This window comes from Mesorhizobium sp. WSM4821 (genome assembly GCF_055901555.1).
Genome location: NZ_CM148371.1, coordinates 1,918,032 through 1,936,355, shown reverse-complemented (window position 1 = coordinate 1,936,355; position 18,324 = coordinate 1,918,032). Strand labels below are relative to the sequence as shown.

The 18,324-nt window shown below is 61.1% G+C and carries 17 protein-coding genes and 1 pseudogene; 6 read left to right on the top strand and 12 right to left on the bottom strand.

Going from position 1 to position 18,324, the window contains the following annotated elements; translation table 11 throughout:
• Positions 1 to 155 precede the first annotated feature (155 nt).
• Both AC0NID_RS09285 and AC0NID_RS09280 read left to right on the top strand, forming a co-directional pair.
• Positions 156 to 437 (top strand): hypothetical protein, encoded by a 282-nt coding sequence (locus tag AC0NID_RS09285; protein WP_473458813.1) that lies wholly within the window; start codon positions 156 to 158, stop codon positions 435 to 437.
• Between the two features lie 655 nt (positions 438 to 1,092).
• Positions 1,093 to 1,620: a hypothetical protein gene (locus tag AC0NID_RS09280; protein ID WP_473458815.1), complete on the top strand. Its 528-nt coding sequence runs from the start codon at positions 1,093 to 1,095 to the stop codon at positions 1,618 to 1,620.
• Between the two features lie 11 nt (positions 1,621 to 1,631).
• Here AC0NID_RS09280 and AC0NID_RS09275 read toward each other — a convergent pair.
• The 6 genes and pseudogenes from AC0NID_RS09275 to AC0NID_RS09250 form a co-directional block, all read right to left on the bottom strand.
• Positions 1,632 to 1,799: pseudogene (locus AC0NID_RS09275) on the bottom strand (IS110 family transposase); the annotation flags it as partial.
• A gap of 164 nt (positions 1,800 to 1,963) precedes the next feature.
• Positions 1,964 to 2,977, bottom strand: coding sequence for an Lnb N-terminal periplasmic domain-containing protein (locus AC0NID_RS09270; RefSeq protein WP_473458817.1), 1,014 nt, complete (start codon positions 2,975 to 2,977; stop codon positions 1,964 to 1,966).
• A 103-nt stretch (positions 2,978 to 3,080) separates the two neighbouring features.
• Positions 3,081 to 4,352, bottom strand: a complete 1,272-nt coding sequence (locus AC0NID_RS09265; protein WP_473458841.1) for an alpha/beta hydrolase — start codon at positions 4,350 to 4,352, stop codon at positions 3,081 to 3,083.
• A gap of 203 nt (positions 4,353 to 4,555) precedes the next feature.
• Complete coding sequence (locus AC0NID_RS09260; protein ID WP_473458819.1) at positions 4,556 to 5,350, bottom strand: porin family protein; 795 nt, start codon at positions 5,348 to 5,350, stop codon at positions 4,556 to 4,558.
• Between the two features lie 199 nt (positions 5,351 to 5,549).
• Positions 5,550 to 6,332: a transporter gene (locus tag AC0NID_RS09255; protein ID WP_473458821.1), complete on the bottom strand. Its 783-nt coding sequence runs from the start codon at positions 6,330 to 6,332 to the stop codon at positions 5,550 to 5,552.
• Between the two features lie 61 nt (positions 6,333 to 6,393).
• Positions 6,394 to 6,699, bottom strand: coding sequence for a hypothetical protein (locus tag AC0NID_RS09250; protein WP_473458823.1), 306 nt, complete (start codon positions 6,697 to 6,699; stop codon positions 6,394 to 6,396).
• A gap of 361 nt (positions 6,700 to 7,060) precedes the next feature.
• Between AC0NID_RS09250 and AC0NID_RS09245 the strand changes: the two genes are divergently transcribed.
• Both AC0NID_RS09245 and AC0NID_RS09240 read left to right on the top strand, forming a co-directional pair.
• Complete coding sequence (locus tag AC0NID_RS09245; protein WP_473458825.1) at positions 7,061 to 8,782, top strand: hypothetical protein; 1,722 nt, start codon at positions 7,061 to 7,063, stop codon at positions 8,780 to 8,782.
• A 217-nt stretch (positions 8,783 to 8,999) separates the two neighbouring features.
• Positions 9,000 to 10,355 carry an IS5 family transposase gene (locus tag AC0NID_RS09240; protein ID WP_474033428.1) on the top strand — a complete coding sequence of 452 codons (1,356 nt, stop codon included), beginning with the start codon at positions 9,000 to 9,002 and terminating at the stop codon, positions 10,353 to 10,355.
• Between the two features lie 339 nt (positions 10,356 to 10,694).
• On the opposite strand, the gene AC0NID_RS09235 is transcribed toward AC0NID_RS09240, so the two are convergent.
• Entirely contained in the window at positions 10,695 to 11,054 is a 360-nt protein-coding gene (locus tag AC0NID_RS09235; RefSeq protein ID WP_473456205.1) for a VOC family protein, read from the bottom strand.
• 61 nt (positions 11,055 to 11,115) lie between these two features.
• On the opposite strand from AC0NID_RS09235, the gene AC0NID_RS09230 reads away from it, so the two are divergent.
• Both AC0NID_RS09230 and AC0NID_RS09225 read left to right on the top strand, forming a co-directional pair.
• Complete coding sequence (locus AC0NID_RS09230; protein WP_473456204.1) at positions 11,116 to 11,391, top strand: hypothetical protein; 276 nt, start codon at positions 11,116 to 11,118, stop codon at positions 11,389 to 11,391.
• 868 nt (positions 11,392 to 12,259) lie between these two features.
• Positions 12,260 to 14,029: a hypothetical protein gene (locus tag AC0NID_RS09225; protein ID WP_473456203.1), complete on the top strand. Its 1,770-nt coding sequence runs from the start codon at positions 12,260 to 12,262 to the stop codon at positions 14,027 to 14,029.
• Positions 14,030 to 14,323: 294 nt separating this feature from the next.
• Here AC0NID_RS09225 and AC0NID_RS09220 read toward each other — a convergent pair whose 3' ends face one another.
• The 5 genes from AC0NID_RS09220 to AC0NID_RS09200 form a co-directional block, all read right to left on the bottom strand.
• A complete protein-coding gene (locus AC0NID_RS09220; protein ID WP_473456202.1) occupies positions 14,324 to 14,518 on the bottom strand; it encodes a hypothetical protein in 195 nt (64 codons plus the stop codon).
• Between the two features lie 131 nt (positions 14,519 to 14,649).
• Positions 14,650 to 14,814, bottom strand: a complete 165-nt coding sequence (locus tag AC0NID_RS09215) for a hypothetical protein (protein WP_473456201.1) — start codon at positions 14,812 to 14,814, stop codon at positions 14,650 to 14,652.
• A gap of 413 nt (positions 14,815 to 15,227) precedes the next feature.
• Entirely contained in the window at positions 15,228 to 16,034 is an 807-nt protein-coding gene (locus AC0NID_RS09210) for an ABC transporter permease (RefSeq protein ID WP_473456200.1), read from the bottom strand.
• On the bottom strand, positions 16,031 to 17,038 hold the full coding sequence (locus tag AC0NID_RS09205; RefSeq protein WP_473456199.1) for an ATP-binding cassette domain-containing protein: 1,008 nt from the start codon (positions 17,036 to 17,038) through the stop codon (positions 16,031 to 16,033). The genes AC0NID_RS09210 and AC0NID_RS09205 overlap by 4 nt, the downstream gene beginning before the upstream one ends.
• A gap of 189 nt (positions 17,039 to 17,227) precedes the next feature.
• Entirely contained in the window at positions 17,228 to 18,286 is a 1,059-nt protein-coding gene (locus AC0NID_RS09200; RefSeq protein ID WP_473456198.1) for an ABC transporter ATP-binding protein, read from the bottom strand.
• Positions 18,287 to 18,324 lie beyond the last annotated feature (38 nt).

The following is an 18,324-nucleotide window of genomic DNA, read 5'->3' as shown; positions in this document are numbered from 1 at the left end:
CTCGCGTGGTGCACCCCTAGACGTCCAGCCACGAGCAGAGACTACAGTAACATACTCCTCGAACGCTCATCGGTCCATCATTATGACCTGAATTGTCCGCGCCGCGATTTTCCGCGAATGAGAACTATTGCCGGACGTGGGGAAGTGACATTGACTTGGATCAAAAACTGACGGCTGCCAAACGCCACTTTCCCGACCGAAGTCACGCGATCGAGGAACTGGCTTTGCGCAATGAAGACTTTTGCACATTGTGCATCGATCTCGCCGATGCCGAGGCAGAAGCCCGGAAATGGGAGAGTTCGACTGCGCCGAAACGCGATAAATTTCGCGCTGAATACCTGGAACTCGTTAGCTATCTGGCTAAGGAGATCGAGAGCGCGTTGGACGCTGCCGTGGTCATCGCGCTCGATGAGCGGCGGCCAAAAGCGCCGGAGTGACGAGTATCCCCGACAATGCCCCCTTTCGAGCGACAGGGGATATTCAGTACGCCGACTTCAAGAAGGGAATGCGAATGGCGCAGGAGACTTGGCCTAATAGCCCCAACGAGACGACGGGAGTTACGCAGATGGCGATCAGACTTAGTGTTCTTGGCTTGGAGCCCTTCATAAGCAAAGGCATTGAGCAAAGGTATTGCCGATCTCGAGGACGGGACCCTGGTCTTTTGACGCATTCCGAGCGAACGGAATTCGGGCCGTGCCAAAACCGACATCCAACCAAAGGGCAATGGCTGTCGCGAGATAGCCCTTCGCGGAATGTCGGCTATCTCTCAGGAACGGCCGCAATGGATCAAACCGGAAATCATGCGGTCGTTGCGGACGTTCTGACGAACATAGTCGGATGGCAAGACATTAGGCGGCGTTCGTATGTGTGCCAACCGCCATTTGTCGATGGCGTCGAGGACTGAACGGTCCGCAGTGCGCTGGCCAGCATTAGCCCGTAGGTTACAGTTATTTACGTTCCCTGGCGTGAGCCGATCGGCCAAGGTCAGCGCGTAATATCGCCTCGCCCCGCAAGAGGACAGCAGCCTCTGAGCAATCGAATAGGGCGCTCATAGTCAGAAACAATTTAGCCTGCACACAAAGGGGAATATCAATGCGAAAATTCACGACACTCTTCGCGGCAACGTCAGTAGCACTTTCGTCTGCGATGGCAGCCTACGCACAAGATCAAAACCCCCTTCCCAAGGCCAGCGATGTGCTTGTCCGATACGGGGACGACGTCGAGGGCTGGACCGTCTATGCCAATCAAACCCGCGGAGACTGCTTGATCGTGCACACGGATGGCCCAAGTGCGGTGCAAATGGGCGTTACCGCAAATCGGGAGGTTGGGTATCTTGGCGTGTTCACGAAGCAGGATATCGGCCTTCAGAACGGGACCAAGTCGGAAATCTTCGTCTCCATCGGCGGCCGTCTCTACGAGGGTGTGGCCACCAGCACGAGCGGCGAACTCAAGGGCGGATATTCTGGCGGCTACATCTTGACCGACGACCCGAAGTTCAAGCGCGACGTAGCGAAGCAATATGAAATGATCGTGTTTCCGGAAACCAAGGGGGCCTTTGTCGTCGATCTGAAGGGGACTTACAAGGCAATGGCAATGGGCCACAAGTGCCTCACGCAGTGACCCGTTCCTGAGCGGCCGGGATTATCCACGGCGGCGGTAACTGCGAGCGCGATGAGATGACCGACGCCGGGGAGCGTCATCAATCGGTCGCAGGCCGTGGAAGCTTTGGCCATTTTCTTGATGTCGGCATTGATCGCCGCGAAGGCCGAGAGCACCGCGGCACGCGCTGCAATGGGACCCTCATGGCGGCGGACAACCGGTTATCCCTCGCCGGCTCGCAGCGTTACCGGGCAGTTCGAAGCGACATCATTGGACCACCGGCATTCGCGCCAGCGTCCTGGAATCGTTGCATATATCGTCGGTCAGTGACGATGCGTACGCGTTTTGCCGGACATGATGCAGATCAATGCGCATTTGGGATGGGAGATGGCACGCCAATCCGGATCAATCTCGAAAAATCTGGCGAAAGGCCTGACTCTCGCGCACGGCCGTCAATGTGGGCTGCCTCCCTCAAAACCGACATCGGCAAGCTGACATCGAGTGCACCCCGTGCATACGCATATTCGGGAAGATAACCGTTAACGATGAGGCGCCAGTCAAGCGGGACCACGTCACCGACCGCTCGCATCATCTTGACGATCGTGGTCGTGCAGTTCGTCGTGATGGAATTATAGAACTCCGGAGTCGTGGAAAGTGTATTTGCGTCCAAGACGTATTCCAGCAAGAGCGCCCGGGCCGCCTCCGGTGACGCTTTTAGCCGATAGATTTGGACGTCCTCTCCGCGAACGTTTGACCTGACGCCGACGACGTCTCGCTCGTCAGCCGCAATAATGACCAGGGGATTGCTCTTGAACAGGTCTGCCACGGGAGAAAACTTGCCGCTTCCATGGCGCCGCACCTCAATGGACCAGGCAAGATACTCACCGCCTGCGAAGCCAAAGCTCATGATGACATGGGCGATTTTGGTCCCGGACCAATAAGACATGAAGAGGTCGACCGTCTGAAGGTTGGAGAGGTCGTAGGTCCGCGTTGTCCAGCGTTCAGTGAAATCAGTAGCGCTACGCCATTCGAAGTCGCGCACATCAGTCAGCGTCAACAGGTTCCCGTCGTGGGTGCCGGTCACCTGACGGGCGACGTCGAGCGCCCAGTCCGCGTGATCGAAAGGCCTGATGGTGCTCCACCAAACCAGAACCACAGCTAACGCAGCTGCAAACAGGACAAACGCCCTGATGCGAAACCGGCTGAAGAGCGCGACGATAGTGACGAGGCCGAACAAGATGAAAAGGACGCTGGCCAGAGCCCGTCCAAGCTCAGCCACGGGCAGGCGATACCACATGGCAAGTCCGGCCCAGGCAGTCAGGATTGCGACGGCTAGCGAAAGGATGATGGCAAGCGAGATCCGAGCGATGCGACGCATTCATTCCCCTTTTCAGCCAGACGGGATCGCGGCAACGTTCCTGCGGATGCAGTTGACTCCCCGTCATCGGCCTCAGTGCTGCCGCTTTGGCTTCGACGAATGATTATTTCTTGCAGTCTTTCCTAGTCGGAGAGGAGACAGCGCAATCCTTACTGCTAGGGTTCGATTTCTGGCTGGTCTCGGAACCCGTCAGGGCGCCGATGTGACTGCCCAAATTTTCCCTGCTGTTTTGATCGACAGCTGCAACAGGTGCCGCAATCACCACCCCTGCCGCGCTGCCGGCCGCAGCCGCCGCACCGGTCGTTGCCTGAATGATCGTGTCGCCCAGGCCTATCCTGTTGTCGGTCAACGTCTGGCCGCCGGCCATACGCGTCCCAATCAGTTGCACGATCTGCGGCGACGACGCGAATTTGCCGTGATGCAAGCGATCTCCCGATTTGACTTTCGTCATATCGATGACGGTAATATTGTTGCTCTCGAGTTCTTCCTTGTATGGAGCCTGTTCCGGATCAATCGATCCGAGCCGGGGGATATCGCCCCAGACCCGTCGCGACACTTTGAGCGCGCGATCATCCTGCGAGACAAAGAGGGTGAACTGCGGGTGCTGTTTGCCCATGTCGGCAATCTGAGTGCGAAACACGTCGACATCGACGTCAGGCGCGGCCAGCATGACGTTTTTGAACTTCGCTGGAAGTCTGCCATTGCGGATGGCCATCTGGCGCAAGCCTTCCAACGCAAGCCAGTTGCCCATCGAATGGGCGAGGATCGAAACTTCCTTGATTTCAGGATCGCGTGCCAGATATTGGAACAGCAGTTCGAGGGCATTTCGCGTGTAGTTGGTGCTTTCACGATCGTAGCCATACGCCAGCGCACTGCCTCGGGAGGGCCATGTGACCAGGATCGGGGCACTCTGCGTGCCCGTATCCTTCGCGATCTGCGCAAAGCGATAGACCGAGTCTTCAAAGCGATTGTTGAACCCGTGAATAAAGACGAGGACGCTGTGATCCGGGCTCTTCCTGACGGAGGCGCTAAGCCACTCCTTCGCGGTCTGGACCGTCAATTCTTGGGCCTGCACGACTGCAAAATCAGTTGCCGGGTTCGATGGCAGCTTCTTGGGCCAAGCCACCTCTCCAACCTTGCGGACCGATGCCGGAGGGATCGACACCGTGATTTCCGCGAACGAAGGGGCCAGTCCCCGCTCGCCCGTATACATTTGTGCCGGGTTGGAGGAACGACTGCGGGTCGTTGCGACCAGCATCTCCACCTTGCTTGAGGAAGGGGAGGTATCGGCCACGGGCAGCAGCACATTCGTCGGACGGGACGCGCACCCCCACAGCAGGCCAACCAACGCCGACGCCAGCAAAACGTTGCTGATACGCCTGACCTTGGACAGGCTCACGAAACAATTACCCAAACTCTCCTCCCGTTTCGAAATCGTCCCAAAGCGTCCTCGGGCAGCAAAAGCTACCCTGCAACCGGGAGCGAAAACGATCAGCACTGTACTGCTGGCGCGAACTTCGCGATGCGATTACTCAAACACGCGGCCATGATCTAATTGAACCCCCGGCGCAGACCCGATCAGAACCGAAATCTGGCGCCGATGATTGGTCCCTGCATTGCTATGTCAAACACAAATCCGTCGTCCTCGTAGTCTACGGCAAGGTAGCGATAGCCCGCTTCCAGCGTGACCGAATCACTGTACCGGTATTGAAGCGTGCCCTGCACTTGCCAATCGATGTCGGCGCCAACACCGAAGCCACCGACATCCGCCTCGCCATGGAGCCCGAATCCGTTACCGAGAGCAACATCGCCGGCCACGCCAATCAAGGGGTCGACCCAAGTCTTGCTGCCGCTGGCCTCCCTTACGGCGAGAGGGCCAGTAACGGTCATATCCGTATCCAGGTACCAGAGCCGTCCGCCGGCCAGAACGTCCAAGGTCGCGGTGCCATTGTCGGCGACCCGATAGGAGCCGCCGAAGGTCCACACCACCGCGTTCATGTTCACTTCGGCCGAAAGAGCCAACGGGCCGGCCGACGTGCCATCGGCCTCGAGTCCCAGGTAGATGAAGTCGGTGAAAAGAGCGTAGCGGCCATTGCGCGCCTCACCGGCAAACATGACCGGCGGGGGAGACCAATCGATGTGGTCGAAAACCTGGCTGAAATCGACATCGATATCCGTCGGCGACAGGCCCCTCACGCCGACCCTGCCCTTCATGCCCGCCATCCAGAAATAGGGCTCTGCGGTGAAGGTCCAGACCGGCGCGGGCGCGGCTTCAGCAGGCGCGGGTGCGGTTTCAGGAAGTTGCGTCGCAGCGTCCGCGGCGATCGCCGGCACCGCAAACAGCGCTGCCGCTGTTCCCGCCGAAGCCAACACGAGAGCTCGGATGATTCCCATATCGAAGTCCCCTCTAATTTCCGTCTTTTACTTCATGTCCGATGCGATCGCCCTGCACGCCGCAGTGACAACATATATGTATTCATGCTGCCCAGCTAATCGATATCGGATTTTGATCGTTTTTCATGTCGACAGCGGTTCATTTGTTCGTGGCTGTCACGGACGGACAGTTCTGGGTCTACTTCGGGAACAGCAGGGCAATTCCCGTGCGGAATCCGAAGCCGTCGGGTCCGCTATCGGGGCTTACCGCCCAATACCGCACACCGGCGAAGAGGCTGATTGGCTGCTTGTCGATCACAACCAGCTTCGAGACCTGGAAGTTGATCGGGACCGACCATTGATGCGCCTCCCAGTTGTAGGCGCTCTCGGTATTGAGCGTGAAGGTCCAGGCATCCTTCGTCGTGTAAGCGACGAAAGGCTGCAGGAAAGTGGAATTTATGTCGCTGCGGTCGCTGTCGCCTGCAAATGACCAAATGTGGTTGGCCAGCATGCCGACCGTCCACCCATCGAATTGCTTCAAGACGACGCCGGTCGGTCCCGCTCCCCATTTTTCTCCGCCAAGCAACTCGTCAGTCGCGGTGGGCAATAGAAACACCGGGCCGGCACCCCAAATGATCCCGCTCGCCGTGGGTTGGGAAGGCGAGAAGAACAGGCTTTGGGTTATGTCGCCGAGCCCGGACTGGTCGCCGGATGGTCCTGCAATGTCGTGCTGCCAGGCAATCGGCAAGATGGTGCGCGATATCAGGTTCCAGTTGTCGTTGAGCGTGATCGGGATGACCGGCTGCACGTTGACATAAGCTTTGTCACCGTCGTTCGGGCCATAGCCGCTGTCGTAGTTGAACTGGAACGGCACGCTGATCAGCGAGGCGATCGGATTGGATAGCTTCTTGGCGAGATCCTGGGTGTCATCCTGGGCCCACGCCGCCGTGACGACAAGCAGGGCCGGGAGCATGGCTGCCATGGTTTGCAGAGGTCGATTGCCTGACAGAAATTCCAAGCCAGCCTCCGCTAATTTTGGCCGCTCACCGTGGCGGCCAAGGAATGACGCGTGATTTGCGGGTGGCGTCCGCGTGCAGAAAGGCTCCGACTTCCCCAACCAACCGATCCACCAGCTCCTGCCATTCGGCTCGTCTAGACTCGCGCACTTCCGGCGCGACCATGTCGATCCTCGACAGTGCGAGCTCCGCTTCAGCAAGTTCCTCGCACATATCCTGAAAGCCCTCATTTCGGTCCATCAGCCGATGGATCGCCAATTCAAATTGCGGGAAACGGCGCACCGCCGCCGAGACCGCTCTTTGTCTATCAGCCGGTTCGTCGTCCATCCTCATGGCGCAAATTCGTATTTTCCCGAAACCACCTTACCCTATCGCATGGAGCCGGCTGCGGAATGTAAGTTACGTGGGTGACAGGGTAATTTCTGAACATCCGTAGCGAGTTCGGTGGGCGCCAAGCCTATAGAATCGTAAATGCAAACTGCGCTGCCGGTGACGTCGCCTATCTGTCGATCGGTGTCATCCGCCGCTGCTGCACAATCTTCGCCTTCATCCGGATGTTATCGTTCAGACTACTACTACTAGGAGTATTGCGGGAATTAGCTCGCGCATGTAAATTGTGCGGTGAGGGGTGACTGGCGAAAAAAGAAATATAACTGGAGTAGTCACCCCAGAACGTCAGGTGAGGAAAACCAAGGTGATCCGGGCGGAACCAGCCGCAGCGAGGGGCATAGGGTTGCCCCCAGAGGATTGTCGCGCCCAGCTTGCCCTTATCCTCAACAGCGCGGACTTCGATGCAACCGGTCGCGAGCGCCGCTTCCTCAGCCATGTGGTGGAGGAGACGTTGGCGGGCCGCGGTGACCGTATCAAGGCCTATTCGATCGCAGTCGAAGTGTTCGGCCGCGATATGTCTTTCGACCCGCAGACGGATCCGATTGTCCGCATCGAGGCTGGCCACCTCCGGCGCGGGCTCGAGCGTTACTACCTGACTGCCGGACACGACGATCCAATTCTCATCACGATTCCGAAGGGCGGTTACGTTCCAACGTTCTCGGCGCGATCGCCCCCCGAGACCGTTGAGCCGGTCTTGCCGGTTAACTGGGCAGAGAAAGTCCCGACCCTTCCTCGATGGATGAGGGCATCATGGCTGACGGTAGCTCTCGCGGCTACCGTCGCGGCATTGGCCGTTCTGGCGTTGGGATTGGCGAGCGGCGGCGTCCGCCCAACTTCGCCTGAGATTCCGCGACTGCTGGTCGAGACGTTCGACGATCTTTCAGGAACGGAAGCCTCCAGGGCGATTGCAAGCGGATTGACACAGGAAATTGTCGGGCAACTCTCTAAGTTCAAGGATGTCATCGTCGTCCAGTCTTCCGAAAATTCGGTCGCGCCATCGCGCTTTGTTCTTGCGGGAAGCGTCCACCTGTCGGCGGATTCCTTCCGGCTTCGGGTCAGGTTTATCAACCGCGCCGATGGCTCCGTCCTATGGGCGGACAGTTATGATGGAGAGATGAAAGTAACCGCGCTTCTCGAGACCGAGGCCAATATCGCACAGAAAGTAGCGACGAGCCTGGCCCAGACATATGGCGTGATCTTTCAGGCCGACGCCTCGCTCCACGTCTCGAATCCTCCCGAGGATTGGGCTGCCTATTCTTGCACGCTCTCCTTCTACGCATACCGGGCGAAGCTCGACCAAAAGGCACTTCCAGCGGTGCGCGGTTGCCTGGAGAAGGCCGTTGAACGTTTCCCCGGCTACGCCACGGCCTGGGGCCTGCTGTCGCAGGCCTATATCGACGAAATTCGATTCCTCTATCCTTCCGACGAAGCCGCGACTTCGGCCTCGATCGCTCGCGCTCTTGCCGCGGCCAGGCGGGCCGTGGGCCTGGACCCGCTCAACATCCGCGGCCTGCAGGCGGAAATGTTCGCGCTCTATTTCGGTAAAGAGATCGAGGCGGCGCTGTCCGTGGGCAAACGTGCCTTGATCATCAACCCCAACGATACCGAACTGATGGGCGAGTACGGTTACCGGCTGGCGCTTTCAGGAGGCTGGGACGACGGCTGCCCGCTGGTCGCGGAAGCTCGGACACGCAATCCGGGTCCCTTAGCCTATTACGAGACCGCGCTTGCCCTTTGCGCCTATTTTCGCGGCGATTATCCGCAGGCGGCCATGTGGATCAGGAAAGCCACGGTTCCAGGCAATGCCAACTATCACACCATCGCGGCCGCGATTTTCGGCGAGGGCGGATATGAAGCGGACGCCCGGCGCGAGCGTGTCTGGCTTGAAGAAAATGCGCCAGGCTTGATCAAGAACCTCCGGCAGGAGGTCGCGATGCGGATCATTCGACCAGAGGACGTCGATTTCTTCCTCGGTTCGCTCAAAAAGGCCGGACTCACATTCAAGGACATGGCCGGGCAGACCTAAACTCCCCCCGTAGGACACGTCAGCGTACATTTCAGCGCGCCGGCTGACTCCGTCGTCCGTGAAGAACTCGGAATGCTTTGATTCCGTTTAACAATTTCCCCTGATTTCGGTTTTCAGATTGCCGAATTTCGTGGCTTTGGGCTGCGGTTTCCGGCAAATTGGATGCGCTTGTTCTGCGTGATTCGAGACGATGACGAAGCAGCGAGGGAAGCGAGCGATGCGACCGAAGGAACGGCGCGAGAGCGGCCAGACGGACCTGTTGCGATCCCGGCTCGACCACATTCTCAATATGGATCATGCGCTGGTGAAGCTGGCCAAGACGATCGACTGGCGTTTCCTCGAAGAACGGCTGGGCGAGGTCTATGACGACGATCCTGGCCGGCCGCCTTTGCCGACCCGGCTGATGGCGGGATTGGCCATCCTCAAGTCGATGCACAACCTGTCCGACGAAAGCCTGTGCGAACGCTGGCTGGAGAATCCCTACTACCAGCTGTTCTGCGGCGAGGAGTTCTTCCAGCACCGCTTGCCCTTCGACCGCACGTCATTGACGCGCTGGCGCCTGCGCATGGGCGAAGAGCGGCTCACGGCTCTGCTCCAGGAGAGCCTTGCGGCGGCGACCAGGTTGGGGGCGGCCAAGCCGTCGGACTTCCGCGCGGTAATCGTCGACACTACCGTGCAGGAAAAGGCCATCACCTTCCCGACCGACGCCAAGCTGATGCATCGCGCCCGCGAGCGGCTGGTCAAGCTGGCCAGGAAGCATGGCATTGCCCTGCGCCAGTCCTATGCGCGGGTCGGCAAGATCGCGCTGATCAAGCATCAGCGCTATGCCCATGCCAAGCAATTCAAGCGGGCCAACCGGCAACTCAAGCGCCTGCGCACCATGCTGGGAGCGGTGATCCGCGACATCACCCGCAAGCTCGCCATGCGGCCAGAGCTGATGCAGGCCTTCGCCCTGCCGCTGTCGCTGGCCCGGCGCGTCAGAGACCAGCGCCAGCGCGAGCGGGGCAAGAAGGTGTATTCCCTGCACGCTCCGGAGGTCGAGTGCATTGGCAAGGGCAAGGCCCACAAGCCCTACGAGTTCGGCGTCAAGGTCTCCGTCGCCACCCCGCTGCAGCGCAGCCGCGGCGGCCAGTTCGTCGCCCATGTCAAGGCGCTGCCCGGCAATCCGTATGACGGCCACACGCTGGCGACCATCATCCCGGCGATCGAGGACACCATCGGCGTCAGCCTCGGCAAGATCGTCACCGATGCCGGCTACCGCGGCCACAACGCGCCGAAGGACAAGATGTTCAAGGTCCATGTCGCCGGCTACAAGCGCGGCCTCACCCAGGCCGTCAAACGGGCGCTGCGACGCCGGGCCGCCGTAGAACCCGTCATCGGCCATCTCAAGAACGACCACCGCATGGGCCGCAACTTCCTGGCCTTCTCCGAGGGCGATGCCAACAACGCTGTCCTTGCAGCCGTCGGCTATAACTTCAGCCTCCTGCTCAACTGGCTGAGGCTTTTGTGTGCGCTCTTCCTGGCGCTGTTCGCCACCCCCGCAGCGCCGCCGATCCAGCCACGAACAGCCTAATCACCGCTCTGGACGATCCAACCGGCGCACGCCCATTTACCAGCCCAGTCTTTCCGGCCCTGATCGCAACCGCCGTCAGCGAAATCGACCTTCTTCACAGCCGACGACTCCGCACGTCAGCCGATTCGTAGCGCCCGTGGAGGGCATCGTGAACATCTCGCGGCGCAACCAATCGGCACTGAAAGCTGGCGCCTCTGACGGCATTGGCAGTCACTCTGTGCACCACAAGCGCGATTTTGAACTTCGGGGACTTAAACTCCTGAGCCGTGAATATGGTAGACAAACCGCCTTTGACGGCGACGTTTCTTGCGTGAGGCGGCTTTCGCTCTTGCGCCGGGATCATGCCGGCGGATAGGGCCGCGAGGGCGGCGTCGCCAGCGTGAGCAGGTTGCCGTCAGGATCACGCACCTGCGCCAGCGTCGAGTAGTCGCCCTCAATATCGTCCTCAAGCACGATCCCCAGGCCATGCAGCCTACGGCGCTCGGCCGCAACATCGTCGACGATAAGGAACATCACGCCCCTGCCGGCAATCTCGCTGTCGGTTGAAAGCGCTACCCCGCCCTGGCCGAAGAGCTCCCACTGCACCAGCGTGTCCATCGGCCGGTAATCCGGTCCACGACCGAGCAGCTTCGTATACCAGCCTTCGGCCGCCGCAAGGTCTGCGGTTAGCAATGCGGTGTAGATCTTCTGCAGGTTCATTTGTTCCTCCCCGGGCCAGACGCGGTATGAACGCCTACTCGACCAGCAAGGTTCCCCTGCCATGGGTGACGAAAAGCGTATCGCCGGATCGCTGTTTGCCACGGCAGGCTCTGCCGAACCGCCGGACCAAGCCCGCAACGATGAGACGAAGCTCCATCCCGGTCATCGAGCGGCCGCCAATACCCGGGAAGACCTGCCACGTCCTGACGGACAAGATAAATCGCGGCCCTTGCCGGTGCATGCACCGACCCAGATTCGCCGCCAGGAGCGGGCGCTGCAATGGCCGTTTTGCATGGCCGAAGTGCTGCCGATCGACTTTAATGTGAGTGACGGTTGACCGTGACGGCCTGTGACCTAGCTTAGATCAGGATGGACCGTCCAAAGCCGGAAATGCGGAACGATACGCACCGTGGGAGAACTCTCGGAACGTCGAGATGCAGAGATGCGAGTCGGCTTTTCACACGCGTGCGCCTCGGCGGCCGACAATTGGCGGCCACGGCATCTTCAAGTTCGTTTCAAACAAACGCCATCTGCACCGGAAGCGCGCGACCGGCGCTCCGCCATGCAACGACAATTCGGGCACTGGAGGGACCTCGAAGAAAATGACAGCTTCGAGAGCGACCAAAGGCTTTAGCCAGCACCAAGGTGAGGGACCGGACACAGCTTCACGAGCTTGAGAATACACGCAAGAGCGCACAGGCACGGCAATGCCAAATCACTTTGCCGAAATTTACGCGAACAACGCAGATCCCGCCGTCCTGGGCGGGATAGCAGCAGTTGCCTCGGTTGGCGTCTGTCTTGTGCTCCGGCGTATCCTTATCGCCGTGCAACGGCGTCGCACGAAACCAGATGCCGACCTGAGCGAATGCATATCCGGTCTCCCCGAGGAGTCTTCTTGGGATTGGGAAAGCCCGGTCGACCTTGCTACCGAGCCAGCGTCTTCTTCTCAGGTTGCCGTGGCCTCAGACACGGTAGATCCGGATGTTCGGCCTCAGCATGCCAATTACCTCCGGTTCGGGGTGCGAATCGAGTATTTCGACGTAATCTCCGAACCTTGCGAGAGCTCGCCGGCGGCGCAGACCGACGCTGTCGCTTCCGCGAGGAAGATACCGCAACCCGGCCCGCTTGCGACATCGATCAGAGAAATCGCTGACTATGCTTATAGGCAGGTGGCGGCTGGCAGGCCGATCGGCCTTGTGTCCCGCTTGGGCGTCGCCGCAATCTGTCTGGCCGTGCCGCTTGGCTATGCGATGACAAGACAAAACTGGGTCGAAATCGCCCCTGCCATTTCGCAGGCTCAAGACTACGCTCATCGGGGCCTTTCGCGACTCTTCGAGCTTCAGGCGAGTGCTGCATTGGACAGACCAGCCCACGGAAGCGGGCGCACGAATGTCGAATTGCTCAGCCCGGATCTCACGGCTTCCCGGGTGCAATTGGGGACAGCCGGTGCTCAGGCAGTTGGTGAGAGGGAATTGGCCGCCCTGGAGCACCGGGCGACGGAAGGCGGGCGCACGAATGTCGAATTGCTCAGCCCGGATCTCACGGCTTCCCGGGTGCAATTGGGGATAGCCGGTGCTCAGGCAGTTGGTGAGAGGGAATTGGCCAGCCTGGAGCACCGGGCGACGGAAGACGAGCGCGCGAGGAGCGCCGCTCTGCAGAGGGCGCTCCTCGAGTCGCGCAAGCAGATCGATGCGCTGAGGACCAGCATGGCAGCCGCCGACAAGTCACGCGAGGAGCGATTGCGCAACGAACTCGACGCAGCCCGCACGCTTGACGCGTTGCGGCGCATTGCGGGAGATGCCCGCACGCTGCTGCGCGAAGCCACCAACTATGTCTTTGCGGAGATGCCCGCTGCTTATCTGCAACGTCAGCGAGCCGACCGGCTGATAGGCGATCTATCGCGAGCGCGGGCACAAATTGAGCAGCTTGAGGCAGAGGCCGCCAAGGATCGCGCCAAGGCCAAGGCTTCGCTGGCGCAAGCGAGCGGAATGCTCGATGACGAGCGCCGAAAGTCGGAGGACCTTCGTCGCGATCGCGCGGAAATGAAACTGGCCAATGCCGCGCTGGTGGAGCGCGCGGACGCGGCCGAGCAGGAACGGACCGCGAGAGAACGCCTGGAGCAGACCACAGCCGGGACGGAGTGGGCACTGGCCCAGGAACGCGCTGCGGCAGCGTCGACTCGTGACGAGCTGAGAAAAGCGCTCCTCGAGCGCGACGCGGCTGAACGGGAACGGGTCAAGGCCGAAGCTTCGCTGGCGCAAACGGGCGGAATGCTCGACGACGAACGCCGGAAGTCAGAGGACCTTCGTCGCGATCTCGCCGAAATGAAACTTGCCAATGCCGCGCTCGTGGAGCGCGCGGACGCGGCTGAACGGGAACAAGCCAGAGCAGTCATAGCGAGAAAGCGCGTGGAGCAGACCACAGCCGGGACGGAGCGGGCGCAGGCGCGAGAACGCGCTGCAGCAGCGTCGGCTCGTGACGAGCTGAAAAAAGCTCGCCTCGAGCGCGACACGGCTGAACGGGAACAAGCCAGAGCAGTCATAGCGAGAAAGCGTGCCGAGCAGACTGCAACCGAGACGGCGCAGGCTCTGGCACGAGAACGCGCTGCAGCAGTCTCGGCCCATGAGGACCTCAACAAAGCTCGCCTCGAGCGCGACGCCGCCCGAGCACTTTTGATAGAGGTCGCCAGCCTGGAGAAGGCTCTGGACAAGCAACGTGAAGCCACTGTTTCTCTTGCCCGCGAGTTGGCCGCCGCGCGCGCGGACAATGACAGGCTCAGGGCTGAGCGTCGCAGCGCGCAGATTGAGACGCCGCGGAAGCCGCGCTCTGGCCGCGCTGCAGCCGCTACCGGCCGGATGAAGGTTGCCAGCCAGAAGACTGCACGCAGCAAGGTTCGCAACCCGACGCGGGTTGCCCGAGTAGGTTCCATCCCGCTTCCCTATTCCCTCAGGCCAAGATACGCGACGTTGGAGTGAACGGCTGCGCAATCCTCCTGTCGAACGCTCATGTTCCTTGAGATCATTGCCTCGCACCCTCTCGCAATACAGAGCTAAGGCAAGAGGAGATCACGGCGCCGCGGTCACTTCGGGCAAAACAAGGCATTAATGCATGTCGCGCAAAAGTGTGCAGCGGTTTTGCGATAACGATATGCATAAAAACAGGAGCCTAAGCGCGTCGCATGAATCCGTTCAAACGCGACGCGCGTTAGGCCGGGATGAACCACCCATTCGAATTCCTCCTGCTCTCGTCGGAGGAGTTTGCGCGATCTGCTATGTCAGCCCGATCACGCTGCCTTTCGCATTCAATTCGCATTTGATCGGCGCCTGCCGCGTCTCCACATTGCCTTGCCGTCCATAGTCGATGCTGACCTTGATGGGAGCCGAGATCATATCTGGGCTCACCTGACGTAAGAAACCTGCGCTGCTGACGCGCACACTGGTCGCGCCAAACGGGGCGGCGGCCACCTCGATCGCATCGCGGCAGGCGCGAACGACCTCATCCGGGACGCCCGGCAGCGCTTTGATTGGGCTGACAGTTGACGGACTGTTCCCAGGAGGCTGGAGCGCGGGCGGGAGGCCCGGCGACTGTCCGGCCTCTACGGACGGGACGACACTGACGGCAGTGGCGGCCGAAGTGCTGGTCCCGTCGTCGCCAGCTCCTTTGTGCGCGCCGCCTTTGCCGCGCTGGCCGCCAGCGCCATGGCCTCCGCCCTTATCGCTGCCAGCGCCATGGCCTCCGCCGTTCTGGCCGCCAGCGCCATGCCCTCCGCCGCCCTGGGCGCCGGCTGCAGCTCCTGCGCAAGCTACCGCGATCGAACACGCGAATGCGAAACGTACCCAGCTGGATCCAGGGGATTGACGCACGGCAACCTCCATAAGTACGTCGGTCTAACCGTCTTTCCGCGGCATGCGGTCCGAACGGCGCAACCGCCGCTGCCCCCAGGCAAACTCACGATCAACACGCCCACGCAGGAAAGTAGAGGATGCCTCTGGTGTATCAAGGGCGCGGTATGTGGCAGTGGCCGGCATCAGCACCGAGTTCGGCAACAACGCTTACTCCGCATAGCCGCCGTCGACTTCCGGCCAGCGCGGCATCGACGGCCGCTACGCTATTCGGCCCTGGTCCGCGGACGCTCGGGCGATCAGCAAGGATCTCGATCCGTCCTGGCTCCGCTCACCTTCTGAGATACAGCCATAGCGTCGTCGGCGCCAGAATCGCGGTCAGCGCCACCGGCGCGATCAGCGCGAGGACGATCTGACCGAGCGTCGCCCCGTCACCCATCAGACCGCGCAGCGCCGTCGTCATCAGCGACACCGGATTGACGTCGACGAAGGCTCGTAGCCAGTCCGGCATGGTGCCGGGGTCGACCATGATGTTGGAGGCAAAGACGAGGGGAAACAGGAAGGTAAAGCCGAGCGTCATCACCGTGGTTGGCGTGCGGATCAGCAGGCCGAGCACGATGAATACCCAGCCCATGCCGAACCCGATGGCGATCAGCATGGCGAAGGCTGCAAGCACGCCGAGGATGCCCGCTTCAGGCCGGTAGCCCAGGATCAGCCCGATCGTGAGGATGATCGAGGCGGCAATCAAATGGCGCAGGATGTCACCCACCATCAGGCCGGCGAACGGAGAGAGCGACCAGATCGGCAGCGACCGGAAGCGGTCGAACAAGCCCTTGCCGAGGTCGGTCGACAATCCCATGCCCGAATAGACCGCGTTGAACACCACGGTCTGAACCAGGATGCCAGGTAGGAAGAACTGCAGGTATTCCCGAGGCGAGCCGGCTAGCGCGCCGCCGAAGACGAAGGTGAAGAGCAGTGTGAACATGATCGGCGTCATCACCAGATCGAAGAGCTGCTCCGGCACATGCTTGAATTTCAGCACCGCGCGCCACCCGAAGACGAGCGCGTTGGACAGGGCTGATGGGGTGCCGGGCCGGGCGACCCTTTGCAACCGCTGCAGGGATGTCGTGTCGATCATGGCTTGTCGTCCTTTCGGCTTTCACCCGGGCCCGGCTGGCCCGTCAGCGCGAAGAAGACCTCTTCGAGGCTGGGCTGCCCCATGGAGAAATCCGACAGCTCGATGCCGCCGGCGACCAGATCGGCCAGCGCCTCGTTGGCGGCCCTCGCCGTGCCGGCAAGGACGGAGAGTTCGGCGCCCTCGGTGCTGCGTTGGACGGGATGTTCCAGCCGTCGTTCCAGCATGGTCGCCGCTTCGTCCAAGCGCGCAACGTCGGCGAGCGCGACATGGAGAAAGCCGGAGCCGGTGGCCGCCTTCAATTCGCGGCTGGTGCCCTCGGCGATTTTCCTGCCGTGGTCGATGACGGCGATGCGCGCCGCGAGTTGATCGGCCTCCTCGAGATATTGCGTGGTGAGCAGGATGGTGACGCCAGCCTCGGCCAGGCCGCGGATCATGGCCCAGACATCCTTGCGGGCATTCGGATCGAGGCCTGTGGTCGGCTCGTCGAGGAACAGCACGCCCGGAGTAACGATCAGCGAGGCAGCTATATCGAGCCTCCTTCGCATGCCGCCCGAATAGTCCTTCACCTGCTTCGTCGCCGCTTCGGACAAGCCGAAAGCCGCGAGCAGGTCATCCGCGCGGGCTTTCGCGGCGCGACCGCGAAAACCCCAGAGTCGGGCGAGCAGGACGAGGTTCTCGCGGCCCGTCAGGTCCTCGTCGAGCGAAGCGAACTGCCCGGTCATCGCGATTGCCGCACGGACTTCATGCGGGGCCTGCATGAGATCGTGGCCCATCACTGTCGCGGAGCCGGCGTCGGGGCGCGACAGCGTCGCCAGCATCCGCATCAGCGTTGTCTTGCCGGCGCCGTTCGGACCCAGAATGGCGAAAATCATGCCGCGCGGCACATCGAGATCGACACCATCGACGGCACGCAGCGTGCCGAACGTCTTGACCAGGCCACGGGCGGAGATGGCCGACGCGGCAAGTTCGGTGGAGGGCACGCGCATAGGAGACGTATCGTTCATGGCGATCAACCGGCAGTCGTATTAAACGGCAAGGGTCGAACTGGCGCGCGATGGCTGGGTTGTCAACTCCTGGAGCGGGATGCGTTCAAATTGAACTGCGCATCGCGCTTTAACGAACCGTTCCAGGCCACGTCATTGTAGCGCGTGAGGAATATTGCAGCCGCTCTTGCGCGGTTGCCGCCGCACCGATCAGATACGCCGGCCGGTTTTCGCGTCGAACAGGTGGGCGCAGGCGCGATCGACCTCGATCCGTACCTGCGCGCCCTGCCTGAGCGGAAGCCGCTCGCGGAAAAGGCAGGAGATTTCCTCGCCGGCGCAGTCGACCTTGGCGAAGATTTCCGAACCCGTGGCTTCCAGAAGCGTGACCGTGCCTGGCATGCCCTGGGCAGTCGCGCGGATATGTTCGGGGCGAATGCCGTAGACAAGTTCGCGTCCAGCGGCGTCAGCCGGGCGGGCATCCTCCGGCAGCGGCAGGATCAGCCCGCCGGCGCTGCGGAACACGCCCTCCTCGATGCGGCCGGCAATGAAGTTCATCGCGGGCGAGCCGATGAAGCCGGCAACGAAGAGATTGGCCGGATGGTCGTAGAGGTCGAGCGGCGCGCCGATCTGCTCGACCAGGCCGTCATGCAGCACGACGATCTTGTCGGCCATGGTCATGGCCTCGATCTGGTCATGAGTGACATAGATGGTGGTGGTGCCCAGCCGCTGGTGCAGCGCCTTGATCTCGCCGCGCATCTGGACGCGCAGCTTGGCGTCGAGATTGGAAAGCGGCTCGTCGAACAGGAAGACCTGCGGGTCGCGCACGATGGCGCGGCCCATCGCGACGCGTTGGCGCTGGCCGCCGGAGAGCTGACGCGGATAGCGCTCAAGCAGCTTTTCCAGGCCGAGGATGTTAGCGGCATTCCTGACGCGGCCCGCGGTGTCGGCTGGATCGGCTTTCTTGATCTTCAGCGCAAAGCCCATATTGTCGGCCACCGTCATATGCGGATAGAGCGCGTAGTTTTGGAACACCATGGCGATGTTCCGGTCTCGCGCCCGCAGATTGTTGACCATACGCTCGCCGATGGCGATCTTCCCGCCCGAGATCGTTTCGAGCCCCGCAATCATGCGCAGCAGCGTCGATTTTCCGCATCCCGAGGGGCCGACCAGGATGACGAACTCGCCGTCGGCAATATCGACGCTGACGTCGTGAATGATCTTGGTGGCTCCGAAAGCCTTCTGCACGTTGTTGATTGTTACCGATGCCATTGGATTTCTCCAGGAGAAAAGAGTGATGTCCAGCTAGG